Source organism: Streptomyces globisporus C-1027 (genome assembly GCF_000261345.2).
Lineage (GTDB): Bacteria > Actinomycetota > Actinomycetes > Streptomycetales > Streptomycetaceae > Streptomyces > Streptomyces pakalii.
Window position 1 is genome coordinate 6,110,315 of record NZ_CP013738.1, and the last position, 19,605, is coordinate 6,129,919.

The following is a 19,605-nucleotide window of genomic DNA, read 5'->3' on the forward strand; positions in this document are numbered from 1 at the left end:
CGGGACCGTCGAGCCATGAACAAGCACCACGAATCCACCGGCCCCGCCGGGGAGCAGCAGATCACCCTGCGCGGCCCCGCCGACCTCGCCGACGCTCTCCCGTATCTCATGGGCTTCTACCCCAACGACAGCGTCGTGATGGTGGCCCTGCACGGCGGCCAGGGCAGGTTCGGCGGCCGGCTCCGCCTCGGAATTCCGCAGGCGCCCGGTGAATGGGGGCCGGTCGCCGACCAGCTGGCGGAGTGCCTGGTGTCGGGGAGCGAGCGTCGCGAAGGACGGCCCGACGCAATCGTGATCTTCCTCTGCCAGGACTCCCCGGACGGTTCGAGCGGCCGGCTGACCATGGAGCGGCTCAGGCCGTTCGCGCAACGTCTACGGACGGCGTGCGGGGCGCTCGACGTCCCCGTCCTCGAAGCGCTCTGCCTCTCCGACGGCCGTTACTGGTCCTACTGCTGCCCCGACCCGCGATGCTGCCCCGACCAGGGAAATCCCCTGGCCATGCCCGGAACGACGGTGATGGCCGCGGCCGCCACCTACGCGGGCGTCCATGTGCGGGGCACGCTGCGCGACATGGAGGCACGGCTCCAGCCCTGGCGGACCCCGGCAGCCGTGCGGGCGCAGGAGAAGGCCCTGGACACGGCCGGCCCCGCGCTGCTGCCGAGACTTCTCGACGAGCGGGTCAGGCGGGAGGTCGCGACGGAGACCCTCGGGCTGGCGCGCAGGCTCATGGACCGGATCGAGGAGGCGCAGCCCGCGCCACCCGCACTTTCGGACGCCGGGGACGACCAGTTGATCGGTTCCGACGAGGCCGCCACCGTCATCCTCGGGCTCCAGGACCGCGAGACCCGGGACAAGGCCGCAGCCTGGATGGAGGGGCCGGAAGCCCAGTCCGCCCTGCGGCTGTGGCGGACGCTGGCACGGCGCTGCGTCGGACCCTACAGGGAGCACGCAGCGGCTCCGCTCACCCTGGCCGGCTGGGTCTCCTGGTCCACGGGCGACGAGCCGGGCGCCCGGGTCGCCCTGTCGCTGGCGCTGCGCGCCGATCCGGATTACACGTTCGCCCAACTGCTGCACCGGGCCTGCAATGAAGGGCTCGATCCGGAGGCCCTGCGCCGCTGCCTGCGCGAGGCGGCCGACGCCGACGATGAGCAGCCGGGCGCCGACGCCGAAGCGGGGGAGGCGGTGGTGGCGTCCGCCACCGACCGGGGCGCCGCCCCTCTGCACGTCCGCAAGGTCCGCCCGCTGCCCGAGGGCGGACGGCGGCGGGCGCGCGCTCTCCGGCCTCAGGGCGCCGAGCGGCGGAAGGCGTCACCCGGCTCGACCCGTCCCCGGGTCCCGGCGGCCGGGCGGCGGACGCACGAGGCCCGGAGGTACGGCCGACGCGGCAGCAGGGCGCGGCGGCATGACTGACCGTCCCGTCGAAGGGCCGCTCCTGCCACGCCGTGGTGCTCCCCGCCCCGGCGATTCCGCAACCGCGGTACCCGGACTGATCACGAGGATGCTGAAGGGAGTGTTTATCGTCAGGCAGACGACTATGATCGCGGCATGCCGCCCTACGACCCGTCGACCTTCCCGCCCTTCGCAGTCACCGTCGACCTGGTCGTGCTCACGGTGCGCCGTCACGCGCTCTGCGCGCTGGTCGTCCGTCGCGGAGAGACCCCGTTCCAGGGCCGATGGGCGCTGCCCGGCGGTTTCGTCAGGCTGGACGAGGACCTGGGCTCCGCGGCAGCGCGCGAGCTCGTCGAGGAGACCGGCCTCTGCGCGCACGATCCGGCGAAACCGGCCGTGGGCAACGGCGCACATCTGGAGCAGCTGGCCACCTACGGCGACCCGGCGCGCGATCCCCGGATGCGGGTGGTCAGTGTGGCCCACCTCGCCCTCGCACCGGACCTGCCCGCCCCCCGCGCCGGCGGTGACGCCAACAGTGCGCGCTGGGCGCCGGTCGAGGATCTGCTGCACCCCGGCACCGGGCGGGAGGGTGAACAGGCGGCGCCGCTGGCCTTCGACCACGCGCGGATCCTGGCCGACGGGGTGGAGCGGGCCCGCTCCAAGATCGAGTACTCCTCGCTGGCCACGGCGTTCTGCCCGCCCGAGTTCACGGTCGGTGAGCTGCGCCGGGTTTACGAAGCGGTGTGGGGCGTGGTCCTCGACCCCCGCAACTTCCACCGCAAGGTCACCGGGACGCCGGGATTCCTGGTGCCGTCCGGCGGGACGACCACACGCCAGGGCGGACGGCCCGCGCAGCTCTTCCGGGCCGGGGCGGCCACGGTGCTCAATCCGCCGATGCTGCGCCCCGAGGTCTGAGTCCCCGGGCGTTCCCCCGCGCCGGTCCCACGGAGCGCCCGTCGGACCGCCCCTGCGCCAAAAGTCTGAAATGTCGCGTTATGTTGCTGCGGTACCCCCTTGCCGCCGAGCGGTCTCACCGTCCGCGAGAGACGCGAGAGAAGCGATGCTTCAGGCCATCGGACTCACCAGCACCCCCCGTCGCGACGCTCCGCCCGCCGTGAACGATCTGACCTTCGAAGCTCCTCCCGGCCGGGTCACGGCTCTGCTGGGCGCCCCCGGCTCGGGCAGGACCACAGCCCTGCGGCTGATGCTCGAACTGGACGCCGGGCGGGGCGTCGCCTACTTCCGGGGGCGGCCGCTGCACCGCATCGCCCACCCGGCGCGGGAAGTGGGCGTGCTGCTCGGCGACGTACCGGGCCATCCCTCCCGGACCGCCCGGGGCCAGCTCCGGATGCTCTGCGCGGCCGCGGGCGTGCCCGCCACCCGGGCCGACGAGGTGCTGGAGGTCGTCGGTCTCGCCGGGCTCGGGGACCAGCGCCTGGGGACCCTGTCGGTGGGGATGGACCGCCGCCTCGGCCTCGCCTCCGCGCTGCTGGGGGACCCGCACACCCTGATCCTGGACGAGCCGGCGGACGGCCTGTCCCCTCGGGAGAACAGCTGGCTGTACGGGCTGCTGCGCGCGCACGCGGCCCAGGGCGGCACGGTCCTCTGCACCACCGGCGACCCCAAGGAGGCGGCTCGCACCGCCGATCGCGTCGTTACCATCGGCGGCGGGCGCCTCGTCGCCGACCAGGACGTCGCCGACTTCGCCCGTACCCGGCTCCGGGCCCGCGTCGCCGTCCGCACCCCGCACGCGGCCCGGCTGGCGGCCGTGGTCAGCCGGGAGGCCCGGGCGGCGCAGCGCTCCGTCGAGGTGGTCGAGGAGGCGGGCGGCCGGCTCACGGTGTACGGCAGTAACTGCGCGGAGATCGGGGACACCGCTTACCGGCACGGCGTCCCCGTGCACCGGCTCGCCGACGAGATCGGTGACACCGGACCCGCCGACCCGGGGCCCGGGGGAGCGGAGCGGGACGACGCGGCCGCCGCCCTGTCCGCGCTGCCGCCCCCGATCCGGGTGCGACCTGCGCGCGGCCCGCTGCGCCCCCTCCGGTACGAACTGCGACGCTCCCTCGGCGTCCGGACAACGACCATGATCATGGCGGCCGTTCTGGTCGTGTCGGCCGCCATGTCCGTCCTGCTCGCCCGTACCGACGGCACCGCCCTTCCCCGCGTGCTCGCCGCCTGGCCCGCTCTGCTCCCGCTGCCTCCCGCCGCGCTCGGCGCGGGTCTGCTCGGGGCGCTGTCCTTCGGGGACGAGTTCCGCTATCCCGCGCTCGCCGCCGCTCGTGGCACCGTGCCCCGGAGGCTCGGGCTGCTGCTGGCCAAGCTCAGCGTGACCGCGGCCTTCGCCCTGCTGCTCGCGGCCCTCACGGTGGTGGGCGGAGCGCAGAGCCTCCGGCTCGTGTACGGACCGGACTTGATCGAGATCCCGTCGAACGCCTTGGCGCTGGGAGCCAGTTGGGCCGGTCTGACGGTCGGCTGCGCCTGGGCCGGGCTGCTGGCCGCCGGCGTCTTCAGGGTGGCCGGTGCGGGTATCGCCGCAGTGCTGGCCGTACCGGTGCTCGTCGTTCCGCTGGTGCAGAAGATCTTCGCGGTGCCGTCCGCGCGTTCGGTCGCCGGGCTCCCGGGCCGGCTGCGTGAACTGGCCGGGTGGCAGCTGCCGCAGGAGGCGGACCACTGGATCCTCGTCGTCGCGCGGGTGGTGGCACAGCCCGTCGGGACCGCGCTCACCCTGTCGTTGTCGGCCCTGGTCTGCGCGTATCTGTTCACCAGCCTTCGAGGAAAGGCGCGTTGGTGATCGCCGCCGCCCCGCGCCGGGGAGAGGGGTCCACAACTCCCTGAAGAATGACTGGTATGTGCGGATATGGCGTCAATTGCGGAGTGGGCGCCGATCACCCTTTCGTGTGCTTTTCACCAAAGACCTCAAGGGGTGAGCGAGCCGCGCCGACAAAGGATGCGTGAGTACCCTTGCGCACACCATGATGACCGCCGCCCGCACCGCCGATTCCGGCCTGGCCGGCTCGGGCGAACTCGACCGCTATCCCTATCCGGAGGCGCCGGCCGGCGAACGTGCCGCGGCCCGGGCCTGGGGCGGCGCCGATTCCGAGCTGGGACGGGCGAGCCGACGGGGCTCGGCCAGCCGGGGGCGCGGTCTCCACGGCCAACTCGTCCAGCAGCTGGGCCAGATGATCGTTTCCGGTGACCTCGGCGCGGACCGCCCCCTCGTACCCGAGGAGATCGGCCAGCGGTTCGAGGTCTCCCGTACCGTCGTCCGCGAATCCCTGCGCGTCCTCGAAGCCAAGGGGCTGGTCAGCGCGCGTCCCAATGTGGGGACGCGGGTCCGCCCGGTCAGCGACTGGAACCTGCTGGATCCCGACATCATCGAATGGCGCGCCTTCGGTCCGCAGCGGGACGACCAGCGCCGTGAGCTGGCCGAGCTGCGCTGGACCATCGAGCCGCTCGCGGCCCGCCTCGCGGCCGGGCACGGACGGGACGACATTCAGCAGCGGCTCGCCGACATGGTCGAGATCATGGGGCACGCGATGGGGCAGGGGGACGCGATCACCTTCTCCCGCGCCGACGCCGAGTTCCACGCGCTGCTCATCCAGGCCGCGGGCAACCGGATGCTCGAACACCTTTCCGGCATCGTCTCGGCCGCCCTCCATGTCTCCGGCGGTCCCGTCACCGGCTGTGACCGTCCCGGCGAGACCTCGCTCGCCCACCACGCACGTATCGCCGACGCCCTGGCGTCGGGCGATGCCGGGGCCGCCGAGACCGCCATGCGTCACCTGCTCGTCGTCCATCCCGACGTCGAACGAGTGGTTCCCGCGCCGCGCGAGCACTGACCGGGGCGGCGGGACCGCGGGCCCGATGCCGCCGGGCCGCACGGGTTCGGCGGCACAATGGAAGGGGATGCAGCCTTTGGTCCCGTACGCCGCAAATGGGGTGTGACTCGGGCCACGCGGATTGGCCGTAACGCTCCTCGAAGCAGCGCGATGACTTAAGAGGTGAGCGCAGCAGAAGGAATACAGCAGCCCTGGGGCGCGCTGTTTCAGTTCTGAGGCCAAGCCCGCGCCGTCGACGACATCCCCAGTCGGCGGTCGTCGGTTCCAGCCCCCTCCAGGGCAGGGCCGGAAGCCGTTTCCATCGTTCCGAGAGGTTGTTCGTGTCGGCCAGCACATCCCGTACGCTCCCGCCGGAGATCGCCGAGTCCGAATCTGTGATGGCGCTCATCGAGCGGGGAAAGGCTGATGGGCAGATCGCCGGCGATGACGTGCGTCGGGCCTTCGAGGCTGACCAGATTCCGCCAACCCAGTGGAAGAACGTTCTGCGCAGCCTCAACCAGATCCTCGAGGAAGAGGGTGTGACGCTGATGGTCAGTGCCGCGGAGTCGCCGAAGCGCGCCCGCAAGAGCGTCGCAGCGAAGAGCCCGGCCAAGCGCACCGCCACCAAGACCGTCGCGGCGAAGACCACCGTGACCAGGACCGTCGCGGCCACCGCCGCCCCGACGGCCGAGAGTGCGGACGCGGTGGCCGACGACGCCGTCGTGGCCGCACCGGCGAAGAAGGCGGCGGCCAAGAAGACCGCCGCCAAGAAGACAGCCGTGAAGAAGACGGCGGCCAAGAAGACCGCCGCCAAGAAGTCCGGCAAGCAGGACGAAGAACTCCTCGACGGCGATGAGCCGGTCGAGGAGGTCAAGGCCGGCAAGGGCGAGGAAGAGGAGGGCGAGGGCGAGAACAAGGGCTTCGTCCTCTCCGACGACGACGAGGACGACGCACCTGCCCAGCAGGTCGCCGTCGCCGGCGCCACCGCCGACCCGGTCAAGGACTACCTGAAGCAGATCGGCAAGGTTCCCCTCCTCAACGCCGAGCAGGAGGTCGAGCTCGCCAAGCGCATCGAGGCCGGTCTCTTCGCCGAGGACAAGCTGGCGAACGCCGACAAGCTCGCCCCGAAGCTCAAGCGCGAGCTGGAGATCATCGCCGAGGACGGCCGCCGGGCCAAGAACCACCTCCTGGAGGCCAACCTCCGCCTGGTGGTCTCCCTGGCCAAGCGCTACACCGGCCGCGGCATGCTCTTCTTGGACCTGATCCAGGAGGGCAACCTCGGTCTGATCCGCGCGGTCGAGAAGTTCGACTACACCAAGGGCTACAAGTTCTCCACGTACGCCACCTGGTGGATCCGTCAGGCGATCACCCGCGCGATGGCCGACCAGGCCCGCACCATCCGTATCCCGGTGCACATGGTCGAGGTCATCAACAAGCTCGCGCGTGTGCAGCGCCAGATGCTCCAGGACCTGGGCCGCGAGCCCACCCCGGAGGAGTTGGCCAAGGAACTCGACATGACCCCCGAGAAGGTCATCGAGGTCCAGAAGTACGGCCGCGAGCCGATCTCGCTGCACACCCCGCTCGGCGAGGACGGCGACAGCGAGTTCGGTGACCTGATCGAGGACTCCGAGGCGGTCGTCCCGGCCGACGCGGTGAGCTTCACGCTCCTCCAGGAGCAGCTCCACTCGGTGCTCGACACGCTCTCCGAGCGTGAGGCCGGCGTGGTCTCGATGCGCTTCGGCCTCACCGACGGTCAGCCGAAGACGCTCGACGAGATCGGCAAGGTCTACGGCGTGACGCGTGAGCGCATCCGTCAGATCGAGTCGAAGACGATGTCGAAGCTCCGGCACCCGTCGCGCTCCCAGGTCCTTCGCGACTACCTGGACTAGAGCGCGGAAGGCGGCTCGCCGAAGGGCGGAACGCCGAAGATTCACCGGCCGAGGGCCCGGAACCCCCAGGGGATCCGGGCCCTCCGGCGTGTCTGCGGGGCCGGACACGGACTGCCTGGATCACGCTGGGTGAAACGGTTTGTCGTCTCAGTGTCAGGAGCCTCCATGCCCCGTCCCGTCGTCCGTGCCCTGACCGGGGCGCTCGCCCTGACCGCCGCCGCGGCCGTGCTGCCGCTCGCCGCGCCCTCCGACGCGGTCGCGGAGAGCATCATCGTCGGCGGACAGCCCGCCCCCGTGGCGGACAGCCCCTGGGTCGTGGCGTTGTCGAGCCGGGACCGGTTCGGAGGTGCGCGCTCCGGGCAGTTCTGCGGCGGTGTGGCCGTGGCTCCCACGAAGATCCTGACGGCCGCCCACTGTCTGAGTGACGAGGCGCTCGGCGGACCGGCGAAGCAGGTGAAGGACCTCCTCGTCATCGCCGGCCGAGAGCGGCTGAGCGAATCCGGCGGCCGGGAGATCCCGGTCCGGCGCATCTGGGTGAACCCGGCCTACGACCCGGTCTCCAACGCGGGGGACCTCGCGGTGCTGACCCTGTCCCGCGCCCTGCCGAAGGGCGCGACCATCCCGATGGCCCGGAGCGGGGACGCCGCCTACCGGGCCGGGACCGCCGCGGACGTCTACGGCTGGGGCGATACGACGGGCAGCGGCACCTACGCCCCCGTGCTGCGCTCCGCCCGGGTCCAGGTCCTGCCGGACGGCGACTGTGCGCGGGCCTACCCGGGCGGCCGGGAGGGTACGTACAAGGCCTCGGCGATGCTCTGTGCGGGCGAGCCCGCGGGGGGCCGGGACGCGTGCCAGGGCGACAGCGGCGGGCCGCTGGTGGCCGGTGGGCGGCTCATCGGCCTGGTGTCCTGGGGCAGCGGCTGCGGGCGTCCGGGCAGCCCCGGGGTCTACACCCGGGTCTCCGCCGCGCTGGAATGGGCCGCGGGCCGCATCTGAGCGACTGCGGGCCGCCACGGACCCCTTGCGTGAGACCGCGGGCCATATCCGAGCCGCACGGGCGCGTACCGAGGCCGTAGGGGCGGCAGAGGCCCCGGAGGGCCATGCCGCGGCCTCTGCGGCCTACGTACCGGCCTCACGACGAGAACGGGCGGCTCCCCCCTGTGGGGGAGCCGCCCGTCGGCCGGTCCTGGACCAGCCCCTGGCTCGTCGTGGATGCGAGGTGTCAGTGTTGGTCCTCGTCGGCAGCAGCCGTCTGTACGGCGGTGAGCCGATCCGTCTCATCCTGTATTTCCGCGGCGATCTTCTTGAGTTCCGGCTCGAACTTGCGCCCGTGGTGGGCGCAGAAGAGCAGTTCACCGCCGCTGATCAGGACGACGCGCAGATATGCCTGGGCGCCGCAACGGTCACAGCGGTCTGCTGCGGTCAGCGGGCTCGCGGGGGTCAGAACAGTAGTCACGTCGCCTCTTCTCTAGCTCGACGAGCTGTCGTACCAGGGTCAACATCCAACCAGGCCGAAAACGTTCCCGCTCGTGGCTTTTCTTCGAAACTTCTTCTCGGTGTGGCTGTCTGTTGCCGGTTGGCGGCGAATGTGCCGTATGCGGAGCGCTACGGTTTCGCATTGCTTGTCTAGGGGGTGGGTCCCGCCGGCCGGCTTGCCGGTTTGTTCATGAGGACGTGCCCGGAGCCTAAATGGTTCATGCGTCGAAGGGAACGTGATGTGCACGTCACTCCAACGAATGATCGAACATCCATGCGAGCCCGGATGGAGCTCGACTAGCATGAGGATTCCCCGAGGGTGGCGTTACAACCGCTCTACCAGGCCTCTGTAGGCTCTCAGCGGCAACCGACGCCCAGCCCGATACCCACGGGGGCCCCAGATGAAATTCAGCGAGGAGCGAACCGCGTGACCGCCGAAACGTCCGTGCCGTCCACCGCGATGCTGGCCGCAGCAGGAGGCGACCGGGACAGCTCCAACTACACCGCGCGGCATCTCCTCGTCCTCGAAGGTCTCGAGGCGGTCCGCAAGCGCCCCGGCATGTACATCGGGTCCACCGACAGTCGTGGCCTGATGCACTGCCTGTGGGAGATCATCGACAACTCCGTCGACGAGGCCCTCGGCGGCTACTGCGACCAGATCGAGGTCATCCTCCACGACGACGCCTCCGTCGAGGTCCGGGACAACGGCCGTGGCATCCCCGTCGACGTGGAGCCCAAGACGGGGCTCTCCGGCGTCGAGGTCGTCATGACCAAGCTGCACGCCGGAGGCAAGTTCGGCGGCGGCTCCTACGCCGCCTCGGGCGGTCTCCACGGCGTCGGCGCCTCCGTGGTCAACGCCCTCTCCTCCCGCCTGGACGTCGAGGTCGACCGCAGCAGCGCGACCCACTCCATCAGCTTCCGGCGCGGCGTCCCCGGTATGTTCACCGAGCAGGGGCCGGACAGCCCGTTCGACCCGGCCAACGGGCTGCGGAAGGGCAAGCGCGTCCCCAAGACCCGTACCGGTACCCGGGTGCGGTACTGGGCGGACCGGCAGATCTTCCTCAAGGACGCCAAGCTCAACCTGGAGACGCTCCACCAGCGGGCCCGCCAGACCGCCTTCCTCGTCCCCGGCCTCACGATCATCGTCCGCGACGAGCGGGGGATCGACGGCGAGGGCAAGACGGAGGAGACGTTCCGCTTCGACGGCGGCATCAGCGAGTTCTGCGAGTACCTGGCCCAGGACAAGGCCGTCTGCGACGTCCAGCGCCTCAGCGGCACGGGCACCTTCAAGGAGACCGTCCCGGTCCTCGACGACCGCGGCCACATGACCGCCACCGAGGTCACCCGTGAGCTCGCCGTCGACATCGCCCTGCGCTGGGGCACCGGCTACGACACGACCGTACGGTCGTTCGTGAACATCATCGCCACCCCCAAGGGCGGCACCCACGTCACCGGGTTCGAGCGCTCGCTGACCAAGACGGTGAACGAGGCGCTGCGCTCCGCCAAGATGCTGCGGGTCGCCGAGGACGACGTCGTCAAGGACGACGCCCTCGAAGGGCTCACCGCCGTCGTGACGGTACGGCTCGCGGAGCCGCAGTTCGAGGGGCAGACCAAGGAGGTACTCGGCACCTCGGCGGCCAACCGGATCGTCGCGGGCGTGGTCGCCAAGGAACTCAAGGCGTTCCTGACCTCGACGAAGCGGGACGCCAAGGCGCAGGCCCGAGCGGTGCTGGAGAAGGCCGTGGCCGCCGCCCGCACCCGGATCGCGGCCCGGCAGCACAAGGACGCCCAGCGCCGGAAGACCGCGCTGGAGTCCTCCTCGCTGCCCGCCAAGCTCGCCGACTGCCGCAGCGACGACGTCGACCGCAGCGAGCTGTTCATCGTCGAGGGTGACTCGGCGCTCGGCACCGCGAAACTGGCCCGGAACAGCGAGTTCCAGGCGCTGCTGCCGATCCGCGGCAAGATCCTCAACGTCCAGAAGTCGTCCGTCTCCGACATGCTGAAGAACGCCGAGTGCGGCGCGATCATCCAGGTCATAGGAGCCGGTTCCGGGCGGACCTTCGACATCGACGCCGCCCGCTACGGCAAGGTCATCATGATGACCGACGCCGATGTCGACGGCTCCCACATCCGAACCCTGCTGCTGACCCTCTTCCAGCGCTACATGCGCCCGATGGTCGAGGCGGGGCGGGTCTTCGCCGCGGTGCCCCCGCTGCACCGGATCGAGCTGGTCCAGCCCAAGAAGGGCCAGGACAAGTACGTCTACACCTACTCCGACAGCGAACTGCGCCAGACCCTCCTGGAGTTCCAGCGCAAGAACGTCCGGATCAAGGAATCGATCCAGCGTTACAAGGGACTCGGTGAGATGGACGCCGACCAGCTGGCCGAGACGACGATGGACCCGCGCCACCGCACGCTGCGGCGTATCAACATCGGCGACCTGGAATCCTCCGAGCAGGTCTTCGACCTGCTGATGGGCAACGAGGTCGCGCCCCGCAAGGAGTTCATCACCAGCTCCGCCGCCACCCTGGACCGCTCGCGCATCGACGCCTGACCCCAAGGTCCCGTCGCACGGCCCTCGCTCCGGTTCCGCCGGAGCGAGGGCCGCGTGCGTTTCCCGGGGCCCTGTCGGGGAAGTGCGCAGCAGTCCCGGAGATCTGTCACCTGAAGGGGTGAAGTCGGGCGAATGACGCGCCCGGGATCCTCCCGAACCGCCCATCGTTGGCCGTGCGGCCGAAAAGGTCCGCGGATCAGGGGAGTTGTTCGGTGGAGAAGGAAGCAGGGCCTCAGACCGCGGGAGTGCGGCTCGACGACCCGTGGGACGACGTACCGGCCCCCGGCCGGGGCGACCAGGACGGTACGGGAGGTGCCGCGGCCCTCGACGCGTCCGGGGTGGCGGGACCCGATCCCCGCCCCAGCGCGGCCGACATCTATCTGGAGGTGCACCGCAGCGACGCCTTCCGCGAGGTGCGCCGCCGCTACCGCCGCTTCGTGGCCCCCGCCGCCCTCGCCTTCCTGCTCTGGTATCTCTCCTACGTCGTCGCCGCGACCACCGCTCCCGCTCTGATGGCCCGCCCGGTCGCCGGAGCGGTGAACGTCGCGATGGTCGCCGGGCTCGGCCAGTTCCTCACCACGTTCCTGCTCACCTGGGCGTACGCACGGCACGCGCGGCTGCGCAGGGACCGGGCGGCGCTCGATCTGCGCTGGGACACCCAGGAGATGACGAGAGGGCTCGGACGGTGAATGGAGACCACCAGACCCTCGCCCTGCTGCTGTTCAGCGCGTTCATCGCGGTGACGCTCTTCATCACCACCTGGGTCAGCCGCAACCGGCAGGGCTCCGCCGAGGAGTTCTACGCCGGCGGGCGCCTGTTCTCGCCCATGGAGAACGGATTCGCCATCGCCGGCGACTACATGTCGGCGGCCTCCTTCCTCGGCATCTCCGGGCTGATCGCCCTCTTCGGCTACGACGGCATGCTCTACTCGGTCGGCTTCCTCGTCGCCTGGCTGGTCGTTCTGCTGCTCGTCGCCGAACTCGTCCGCAACTGCGGCCGGTTCACGCTGGCCGATGTGGTCGCCGCACGGATGGCGGAGCGCCCGGTGCGTACCGCCGTCGGCACCTCGTCCGTCACCGTCTCCGTGCTGTATCTCGTCGCCCAGATGGTCGGCGCGGGCAGCCTGGTGGCCCTGCTGCTCGGCGGGACGAGCGACGCGGCCCGGTCCTGGACCGTCGTCGGGGTCGGCGCGCTCATGGTGATCTACGTGTCCTTCGGCGGTATGCGCGCCACCACCTGGATCCAGATCGTCAAGGCCGTCCTGCTGATGGCCGGAGCCGTCGCGCTCACCGTGCTCGTCCTGGTCCACTTCCACGGGAACATCAACACCCTGCTCAACACCGCGGCCGAACGCAGCGGCCACGGCAAGGACTTCCTCGCCCCCGGCCTGCGGTACGGCGGGGACTGGACCTCGCGCTTCGACTTCATCAGCCTGGGCGTGGCCCTGGTCCTCGGCACGGCGGGGCTGCCGCACATCCTGTCGCGCTTCTACACCGTGCCCACCGCCCGCGCCGCGCGCCGGTCCGTCGTCTGGTCCATCGGCCTGATCGGCAGCTTCTACCTGATGACGATCGTGCTCGGGTTCGGCGCCGCCGCGCTCGTCGGCTCCGCCGAGGTCCGTGCGTCGAACGCGGCGGGCAACACCGCGATCCCGCTGCTGGCCCTCGATCTGGGCGGCGGCGATGGCTCCACCGGTGGAACGATTCTCTTCGCCGTGGTCGCCGCCATCGCCTTCGCCACCATCCTGGCCGTCGTCGCGGGCATCACGCTCGCCTCGTCCGCCTCGGTCGCCCACGACCTCTACGCCTCGCTCCGCCGCCCCGGGCGCAAGAAGCGCAGCGAGGTCGCCGTGGCGCGTACCGCCGCCGCCGGGATCGGTGCGGTGGCGATCGGTCTCGGGCTGCTCGCCCAGGACCTCAACGTGGCCTTCCTCGTCGGCCTCGCCTTCGCCGTGGCCGCGTCGGCGAACCTCCCGGTCCTGCTCTACTCGCTGTTCTGGCGCAACTTCACCACCCGGGGCGCGGTCTGGGCGGTGTACGGCGGGCTGGTCCCGGCGGTCGTCCTGGTGCTGGTCTCACCCGTCGTCTCGGGCAGCCCGACGTCCCTCTTCCCCGGTGTCGACTTCCAGCTCTTCCCTCTGGAGAACCCCGGCCTGGTCTCGATCCCGCTGGGCTTCCTGGCCGGCTGGATCGGTACGGTCATCTCGTCCGAGCCGCCCGACGAGGCCAAGCACGCCGAGGCCGAGGTGCGGGCGCTGACGGGGGCCGGGGCGGCATAGGCCGGGCGGGCCGTGGGCTCAGCCCGCGGCCCAGGCGTACCGGTGCTCCGGGCGGCCCGTCTCGCCGTACCGCAGCGTCAGCCGGACCTTGCCGGTGCGTTCCAGCAGCTTCAGATAGCGCTGGGCCGTCTGCCGGCTCATCCCGGCGCTGTCGGCGATCTCCTGCGCGGAGAGCGGGCCCTCGGCGCCGCGCAGCGCCCCCCGGACGAGCTCGGCGGTGGTGGGGGAGTGGCCCTTGGGGAGGGTCGGCTCGCCCGTCGCCCACAGCGCGCCGAAGAGCCGGTCCACCTCCGCCTGCTCGGCCTCCCCGCCCCCGTCGAGCGTCTGGCGCAGCGCCGCGTACGCCTCCAGCTTCGCGCGCAGACCGGCGTACGTGAACGGCTTCACCAGGTACTGGAGCGCACCGTGCCGCATCGCGTCCTGCACGGTCGCGACGTCCCGGGCGGCCGTCACCATGATCACGTCGACCTGATGGCCGAGGCGGCGCAGCTCCCGGACGACGGCGAGGCCGTTGCGGTCGGGCAGATAGTGGTCCAGCAGGATCAGGCCGACCGGGACCTCCTCCACCGTCGCCAGTGCCTCGGCCGCCGAGTGGGCCTGGGCGGCCACCCGGAAGCCGGGGACCTTGGCGACGTACGCCGCGTTGATCTGCGCCACCCGCACGTCGTCGTCGACGATGAGGACCTCGATCACCGCTGCTCTCCCGTCGTCGCCGGATGGGTGGGGCGCGGCGGACCGTCCGGGGACCCCGCGGGGGGCTCCGCCAGCGCCTCCGGCAGGACGACCGTGAACACCGCGCCGCCGCCGTCCGCCCCGGACACCGCCACGCTGCCTCCCTGGCGCTCCGCGAGCCGCCGTACGAGGGCGAGCCCGAGGCCGCGCTTGCCGTGCGCCGGGACGTCCTTGGTGGACCAGCCCTCCGTGAAGATCGACGCGTGCTGGTCCTGCGGGACGCCGGGGCCGCTGTCGCGCACCCCCAGGATCACCGTACGGCCCTCGGTCCGCAGGCCGACCTCGATCCGCGCCCCGTCCGACCCGGCCGCCGCGTCCGTGGCGTTGTCGACGAGGTTGCCGACCACTGTCACCAGACCCCGGGGGTCGACCACCCGGTCCGGGAGCAGCGTGCCGGGAGCCAGCCGCAGCGAGACACCGCGCTCGGCTGCGACCGTCGTCTTGCCGACGAGGAGGGCGGCCAGCAGCGGGTCCTGGACCTTCTCGGTGACCTGCTCGGCCGTCGCCCGGTGCACGCCCACCACCTCGGTCACGAACTCCATCGCGTCCTCGTGCATCTCCAGCTCCAGCAGCCCCAGCAGGGTGTGCAGCCGGTTCGCGTGCTCGTGGTCCTGGGCGCGCAGGGCGTCGATCAGCCCGGTGGTGGAGTCGAGCTCGCGGCCCAGATGCTCCAGCTCGGTCCGGTCGCGCAGGGTCACCACGGCCCCGCCGTCGTCCGTGGGCATCCGGTTGGCCAGCAGCACCCGGTTGCCCCGTACCGCCAGCAGGTCGTCGCCGACCACCCGCCCGGCCAGCACGTCCGTGGTCCTCCCGTCGCCCAGCACCTCCTCCAGCGGGCGGCCCGCCGCCTCCGGGCCCAGCCCCAGCAACCGCTGCGCCTCGTCGTTCAGCAGCCGGACGCGGCCGGCCCCGTCGAGGGCGACGACCCCTTCGCGGATGCCGTGCAGCATGGCCTCACGTTCGGTCAGCAGCGCGGAGATGTCGGAGAACGCCAGGTCATGAGTCTGCCGCTGCAACCGCCGGGAGATCAGATACGCGGCGAGCGCCCCGACGGCCAGGGCCCCGCCCGCGTACGCGAGCAGCCCCGGGATCGCCGCGAGGAGCCGGGCGCGGACGCTGTCGTACGCGATACCCACCGACACCGCGCCGATCACCTCGCCGGACGGGCCGAACAGCGGCACCTTGCCCCGCGCCGAGCGGCCGAGGGTGCCGCTGTCGATCTCCATCACCTCACGGCCGCGCAGCGCCTCACCCGGGTCGGTGGAGACGACCGCGCCGATCCGGTGGGTGTCGGGATGCGACCAGCGCACCCCGCGCTGGTTCATGACGACGACGTACTCCGCGCCGGTCGCCCGCCTCACCCGCTCGGCGGCCGACTGGACCGGGCCCCCGTCCGACGGGTCCGTGCTGCTCAGGTGCTCCACGATGTCCGGGTCGGCGGCGGTGGACTGGGCGATGGCCAGGGCGCGGCGCATCGCCTGGTCGTCCAGCTGGTCGCTGAGCGGGGCCAGGAAGAGGCCGGTGACCAGGATCGTCACACCGGTGATGATGGCCAGCTGCATCATCAGGACCTGGGAGAAGACCCGCTGGGGCCAGCCGAACCGGCGCGGTCCCCGGCCGGGGGTCGGTGGGGCGTTCATCGTAGAGACGGTAAGGGCCGGGCGGCCGGGGCGGAAATCTCGTCGCTCGGCGCCCGGGAATCCGGGGGGCCTAACCGCGCGGCTCTTGCCTCCGGCCGCCGCGTCTGTGAGCGTTTCAGCGGCGCCTCCGTGAGAGTGCCTGGCGCTGCCTCCCTGAGCGTTTCCAGGGAGTTCGCCATCAACGCAATCCTCTTGCGTTTCTTGCGCTAATCTTGCGTTCATGACGCGACGACTTGCTCAAGTGGCCCAGAAGGTGGGAGTCAGCGAGGCGACGGTCAGCCGGGTGCTGAACGGCAAGCCGGGCGTCTCCGACGCCACCCGGCAGGCCGTCCTCTCCGCGCTGGACGTCCTCGGCTACGAGCGCCCGACCCAGCTGCGCGGCGAACGCGCCCGGCTGGTCGGCCTGGTCCTGCCGGAGCTGCAGAACCCGATCTTCCCGGCCTTCGCCGAGGTGGTCGGCGGCGCGCTCGCCCAGCAGGGGCTGACCCCGGTGCTCTGCACCCAGACCAAGGGCGGTGTCTCCGAGGCCGACTACGTCGAGCTGCTCCTCCAGCAGCAGGTCTCCGGCGTGGTCTTCGCGGGCGGCCTCTACCACCAGGCCGACGCCCCGCACGACCACTACAAGGTCCTCGCCGACCGCAAGATCCCCGTCGTGCTGATCAACGCGGCCATCGAACACCTCGGCTTCCCCGGCGTCTCCTGCGACGACTCCGTCGCCGTCGAGCAGGCCTGGCGTCACCTCGTCTCGCTCGGCCACGAGCGCATCGGACTCGTCCTCGGACCGTCCGACCACGTGCCCTCGCAGCGCAAGCTCGCCGCAGCCCGGGTGCTGGCCGAGGAGACCGGCACGAGCATCCCCGACGAGTGGGTGGCCCGGGCCATGTTCTCCCTTGAGGGCGGGCAGGCCGCCGCGACGCGGCTGCTGGAGCGCGGTGTCACCGGCATCATCTGCGCCAGCGACCCGCTCGCGCTGGGCGCCGTACGCGCCGTCCGCCGCCGAGGGCTCTCGGTGCCCGGCGACGTGTCGGTCGTCGGCTACGACGACTCGGCCTTCATGAACTGCACGGAGCCGCCCCTCACCACCGTCCGCCAGCCCATCGAGGCCATGGGGCGCGCGGCCGTGGAGCTCCTCTCGGTGCAGATCGGCGGGCGGGCCGTGCCCTCGGACGAGCTGCTCTTCGAGCCGGAGCTGGTGGTGCGCGGATCCACCGCCCAGCCGCCGCGCGAGAATTCCCTGTGATCCGTAGCTAATTTGCGCTCCCCGGTGCCCTTGGTCCGGACCTGAGGCCTCGCGCAGGGACGGAGTCCTGGTCAGGGGAGCGGCTGCGGGGGCCGGGGCCCGGTGTACTGCCCGCTCGGCCGGATGCGGAGCGGGCGCTCCCCGTACTCCTCCAGCGCGTGGGCGATCCAGCCCGCCGTACGGGAGACCGCGAACACGGTCTCGCCCGCGTCCACCGCCATCCCCCGGGAGACCGACAGGACGGCCAGCGCCAGGTCGATGTTGGCGTGCAGCGGAGCGTGCCGCGCCGTCGTCGCCACCACCTCACGGGCCGCCGCCAGCGCCCCGGCCGCCTGCGGCACCTCCGCCAGCAGCTCGAACAGGACGGTCGCCCGGGGGTCCTCGCCCCGGTAGATCCGGTGGCCCAGGCCGGGCACCCGCCGCCCGGTCCGCAGATGGTCGGCGACCACGGGGACCGCGCTGCCCCGGTCCACCGCTTCCCGCAGCAGCCGGTGCACCAGGCCGCTCGCCGCGCCGTGCAGAGGCCCTTCCAGCACGCCGAGGCCCGCCGAGACCACCGCGTACGGATGGGCGCGTGCGGAGGCGGCGACCCTGGCGGCCAGGGTGGAGGCCGCCAGGTCGTGGTCGACCAGCAGCGCCAGGGCCGCGTCCAGCACGGCGAGGGACGGGGCATCGGCCGGCTCCGCGCTGAGCCGCGACCACAGCTCCGCCGCCAGCGAACCCCCCTCGGCCGCCGGACCGCCCAGCACCGGCAACGCGCCGACCAGCGTCGGGATCAGGCCGCGCGCACTGTTCAGCACCGCCGTCGGCGACAGGTCGAACCGCAGCGGATCCGTGGCCGCGGCAGCCGTCACCGCCACCCGCAGCCGGTCCGTCGACCCGCTGTGTGCGGGCAGCGCCTCGACCGCCCGGCGGGCCGCCGCGAGGGTCGGTGCGGGCGCGGCGAACCGGGCGCCGGGCCGTAGCTCCCCCGTCCACAGCCACTCGGCGACCTCCTCGTAGCCGTAGTGCCGGGCCAGGTCCGTCGCGTCGACCCCGCGGAAGTAGCAGCGGTCGCCCTCGATGAGCGTGATGCCGGTCCGGAAGGCGAGGTCACCCCCGGCCGGAGTCGGGTCACGGCGGCCCGAACGCCCCGCCAGCGCCCGGACCTCCTCGGCGTCGAACGTGCTGCCCCGCCCTCCGGCGGCCCGCACGCTGCTGAGCTGACCCCGGCTGACGTACGCGTACACCGTCTCCGGCTTCACGCCCAGCAGCTCGGCCGCCTGCCGGGTGGTGAGCCGGGGGGCGTCGTGCCGCTCGGGCTCTGGTTGATCCGTCATGGAAACCACCGTATCCACTCCGCACATGTATTGATTCAATCAATATTGACAGATCTTCAATCAAGCATGGACAGTCGAATCAATGTTGCATGCACGGAGGAGAGAGCAGCCATGACCACCACCCCTGTCGTCCCCGCCGTCCCCCGTGGCCTCGCCGGTGTCGTCGTCACCGACACCGCCCTCGGTGACGTCCGCGGCCGCGAAGGCTTCTACCACTACCGCCAGTACTCGGCGATCGAGCTGGCGCAGACCCGCGGCTTCGAGGACGTGTGGTACCTGATGTTCCACGGCGAGCTGCCCGACCGGGCCGCGGCCGCCGACTTCGCGGCCCGTACGGCGAGCCTGCGCACGCTCCCCGCCGACGTGGCCGAGGCCCTGCCCGCCATCGCCCGCGCGAGCGCCGTCTCGGGCCCCCTCGCGGGACTGCGCACCGCGCTCTCCCTGCTCGGCGCCTCGGCCGGCTTCCGCCCGGTGTACGACATCGACGCCGGGCGCCGACGCGAGGACGCGCTCGCCGTCTGCGCGGCCGTGCCCACGATCCTGACCGCCCTCCACCGCCTCGGCCAGGGCCTGGAGCCGGTCGCCCCCCGCGCCGACCTGCCGCACGCCGCGAACTACCTGTACATGCTGACCGGTTCGGAGCCCGGACCCGACGAGGCCAGGGCGGTCGAGCAGTACCTCGTCTCGACCGTCGACCACGGCTTCAACGCCTCCACCTTCACCGCCCGCGTCGTCGCCTCCACCGGAGCCGATCTGGCCGCCTGCCTGGTGGCGGCGGTCGGCGCGCTCTCCGGACCGCTGCACGGCGGGGCACCCAGCCGGGCCCTGGACACCCTGGACGCCATCGGCACCCCCGACCGGATCGACGGCTGGATCCGCGAACAGGTCCTCTCCGGCCGCCGCATCATGGGCTTCGGCCACCCCGTCTACCGCACCGAGGACCCGCGCTCCCGGATGCTCAAGTCGATCGCCCAGAGCTTCGGCGGCCCCCTCGTCGACTTCGCCGTGGAGGTGGAGGCCCAGGTCGAGGCGATCCTCGCCGAGCTCAAGCCGGGCCGGGAGCTGCACACCAACGTGGAGTTCTACGCCGGGGTGGTCATGGAGCTGTGCGGGCTGCCGCGCGCGATGTTCACCCCCACCTTCTGTGCGGCGCGGGTGATCGGCTGGAGCGCCAATATCCTGGAGCAGGCGGAGGACTCGAAGATCATCCGCCCGGCGGCCCGCTACGTCGGCGCACCTCCGCCGCAGCCGGTCCCGGCACCCTGAC

Annotated in this window: 15 protein-coding genes; 11 read left to right on the forward strand and 4 right to left on the reverse strand. The window is 72.0% G+C overall.

Annotation, left to right across the window (positions count from 1 at the left end):
* Positions 1-15: 15 nt before the first annotated feature.
* The 6 genes from WQO_RS26980 (at position 16) to WQO_RS27005 (ending at position 8,095) form a co-directional block, all read left to right on the forward strand.
* Positions 16-1,410, forward strand: a complete 1,395-nt coding sequence (locus WQO_RS26980; protein WP_010063448.1) for a DUF4192 domain-containing protein — start codon at positions 16-18, stop codon at positions 1,408-1,410.
* Positions 1,411-1,545: 135 nt separating this feature from the next.
* The gene (locus WQO_RS26985; RefSeq protein ID WP_010063447.1) at positions 1,546-2,304 is read left to right on the forward strand and encodes an NUDIX hydrolase; all 759 of its coding nucleotides are present in this window, start codon (positions 1,546-1,548) and stop codon (positions 2,302-2,304) included.
* Between the two features lie 145 nt (positions 2,305-2,449).
* The gene (locus WQO_RS26990; protein ID WP_010063446.1) at positions 2,450-4,183 is read left to right on the forward strand and encodes an ATP-binding cassette domain-containing protein; all 1,734 of its coding nucleotides are present in this window, start codon (positions 2,450-2,452) and stop codon (positions 4,181-4,183) included.
* 181 nt (positions 4,184-4,364) lie between these two features.
* Positions 4,365-5,231 (forward strand): FadR/GntR family transcriptional regulator, encoded by an 867-nt coding sequence (locus WQO_RS26995; RefSeq protein WP_010063445.1) that lies wholly within the window; start codon positions 4,365-4,367, stop codon positions 5,229-5,231.
* Positions 5,232-5,551: 320 nt separating this feature from the next.
* Entirely contained in the window at positions 5,552-7,099 is a 1,548-nt protein-coding gene (locus tag WQO_RS27000) for an RNA polymerase sigma factor (protein WP_010063444.1), read from the forward strand.
* A 165-nt stretch (positions 7,100-7,264) separates the two neighbouring features.
* On the forward strand, positions 7,265-8,095 hold the full coding sequence (locus WQO_RS27005) for a S1 family peptidase (RefSeq protein WP_010063443.1): 831 nt from the start codon (positions 7,265-7,267) through the stop codon (positions 8,093-8,095).
* Positions 8,096-8,321: 226 nt separating this feature from the next.
* On the opposite strand, the gene WQO_RS27010 is transcribed toward WQO_RS27005, so the two are convergent.
* On the reverse strand, positions 8,322-8,555 hold the full coding sequence (locus tag WQO_RS27010; RefSeq protein ID WP_006128079.1) for a DUF7455 domain-containing protein: 234 nt from the start codon (positions 8,553-8,555) through the stop codon (positions 8,322-8,324).
* A 447-nt stretch (positions 8,556-9,002) separates the two neighbouring features.
* Here WQO_RS27010 and WQO_RS27015 point away from each other — a divergent pair, with 447 nt between their 5' ends.
* The 3 genes from WQO_RS27015 (at position 9,003) to WQO_RS27025 (ending at position 13,407) form a co-directional block, all read left to right on the forward strand.
* A complete protein-coding gene (locus tag WQO_RS27015) occupies positions 9,003-11,129 on the forward strand; it encodes a DNA gyrase/topoisomerase IV subunit B (RefSeq protein ID WP_010063442.1) in 2,127 nt (708 codons plus the stop codon).
* A 245-nt stretch (positions 11,130-11,374) separates the two neighbouring features.
* On the forward strand, positions 11,375-11,818 hold the full coding sequence (locus WQO_RS27020) for a DUF485 domain-containing protein (protein ID WP_010063440.1): 444 nt from the start codon (positions 11,375-11,377) through the stop codon (positions 11,816-11,818).
* Positions 11,815-13,407: a solute symporter family protein gene (locus tag WQO_RS27025; protein WP_010063439.1), complete on the forward strand. Its 1,593-nt coding sequence runs from the start codon at positions 11,815-11,817 to the stop codon at positions 13,405-13,407. Before WQO_RS27020 ends, WQO_RS27025 begins: the two co-directional genes overlap by 4 nt.
* 18 nt (positions 13,408-13,425) lie before the next feature.
* On the opposite strand, the gene WQO_RS27030 is transcribed toward WQO_RS27025, so the two are convergent.
* Both WQO_RS27030 and WQO_RS27035 read right to left on the reverse strand, forming a co-directional pair.
* A complete protein-coding gene (locus tag WQO_RS27030) occupies positions 13,426-14,100 on the reverse strand; it encodes a response regulator (RefSeq protein WP_010063438.1) in 675 nt (224 codons plus the stop codon).
* Positions 14,097-15,779 carry an ATP-binding protein gene (locus WQO_RS27035; protein ID WP_010063436.1) on the reverse strand — a complete coding sequence of 561 codons (1,683 nt, stop codon included), beginning with the start codon at positions 15,777-15,779 and terminating at the stop codon, positions 14,097-14,099. Before WQO_RS27035 ends, WQO_RS27030 begins: the two co-directional genes overlap by 4 nt.
* Before the next feature lie 220 nt (positions 15,780-15,999).
* Between WQO_RS27035 and WQO_RS27040 the strand changes: the two genes are divergently transcribed.
* On the forward strand, positions 16,000-17,019 hold the full coding sequence (locus tag WQO_RS27040) for a LacI family DNA-binding transcriptional regulator (protein WP_010063435.1): 1,020 nt from the start codon (positions 16,000-16,002) through the stop codon (positions 17,017-17,019).
* 71 nt (positions 17,020-17,090) lie between these two features.
* Here the strand turns inward: WQO_RS27040 and WQO_RS27045 are convergent, their stop codons facing one another.
* A complete protein-coding gene (locus WQO_RS27045; protein ID WP_010063434.1) occupies positions 17,091-18,338 on the reverse strand; it encodes a citrate synthase in 1,248 nt (415 codons plus the stop codon).
* A 111-nt stretch (positions 18,339-18,449) separates the two neighbouring features.
* Between WQO_RS27045 and WQO_RS27050 the strand changes: the two genes are divergently transcribed.
* Entirely contained in the window at positions 18,450-19,604 is a 1,155-nt protein-coding gene (locus WQO_RS27050) for a citrate synthase/methylcitrate synthase (protein ID WP_010063433.1), read from the forward strand.
* Position 19,605 lies beyond the last annotated feature (1 nt).

What these genes read in the sequence shown, in the direction of transcription:
- WQO_RS27050 (WP_010063433.1), top strand. Translation starts at nt 18,450, where the DNA reads ATGACCACCACCCCTGTCGTCCCCGCCGTCCCCCGTGGCCTCGCCGGT.
- WQO_RS27005 (WP_010063443.1), top strand. Translation starts at nt 7,265, where the DNA reads ATGCCCCGTCCCGTCGTCCGTGCCCTGACCGGGGCGCTCGCCCTGACC.
- WQO_RS27045 (WP_010063434.1), bottom strand. Translation starts at nt 18,338, where the DNA reads ATGACGGATCAACCAGAGCCCGAGCGGCACGACGCCCCCCGGCTCACC.
- WQO_RS26980 (WP_010063448.1), top strand. Translation starts at nt 16, where the DNA reads ATGAACAAGCACCACGAATCCACCGGCCCCGCCGGGGAGCAGCAGATC.
- WQO_RS27035 (WP_010063436.1), bottom strand. Translation starts at nt 15,779, where the DNA reads ATGAACGCCCCACCGACCCCCGGCCGGGGACCGCGCCGGTTCGGCTGG.
- WQO_RS26995 (WP_010063445.1), top strand. Translation starts at nt 4,365, where the DNA reads ATGATGACCGCCGCCCGCACCGCCGATTCCGGCCTGGCCGGCTCGGGC.
- WQO_RS26985 (WP_010063447.1), top strand. Translation starts at nt 1,546, where the DNA reads ATGCCGCCCTACGACCCGTCGACCTTCCCGCCCTTCGCAGTCACCGTC.
- WQO_RS27040 (WP_010063435.1), top strand. Translation starts at nt 16,000, where the DNA reads ATGACGCGACGACTTGCTCAAGTGGCCCAGAAGGTGGGAGTCAGCGAG.
- WQO_RS26990 (WP_010063446.1), top strand. Translation starts at nt 2,450, where the DNA reads ATGCTTCAGGCCATCGGACTCACCAGCACCCCCCGTCGCGACGCTCCG.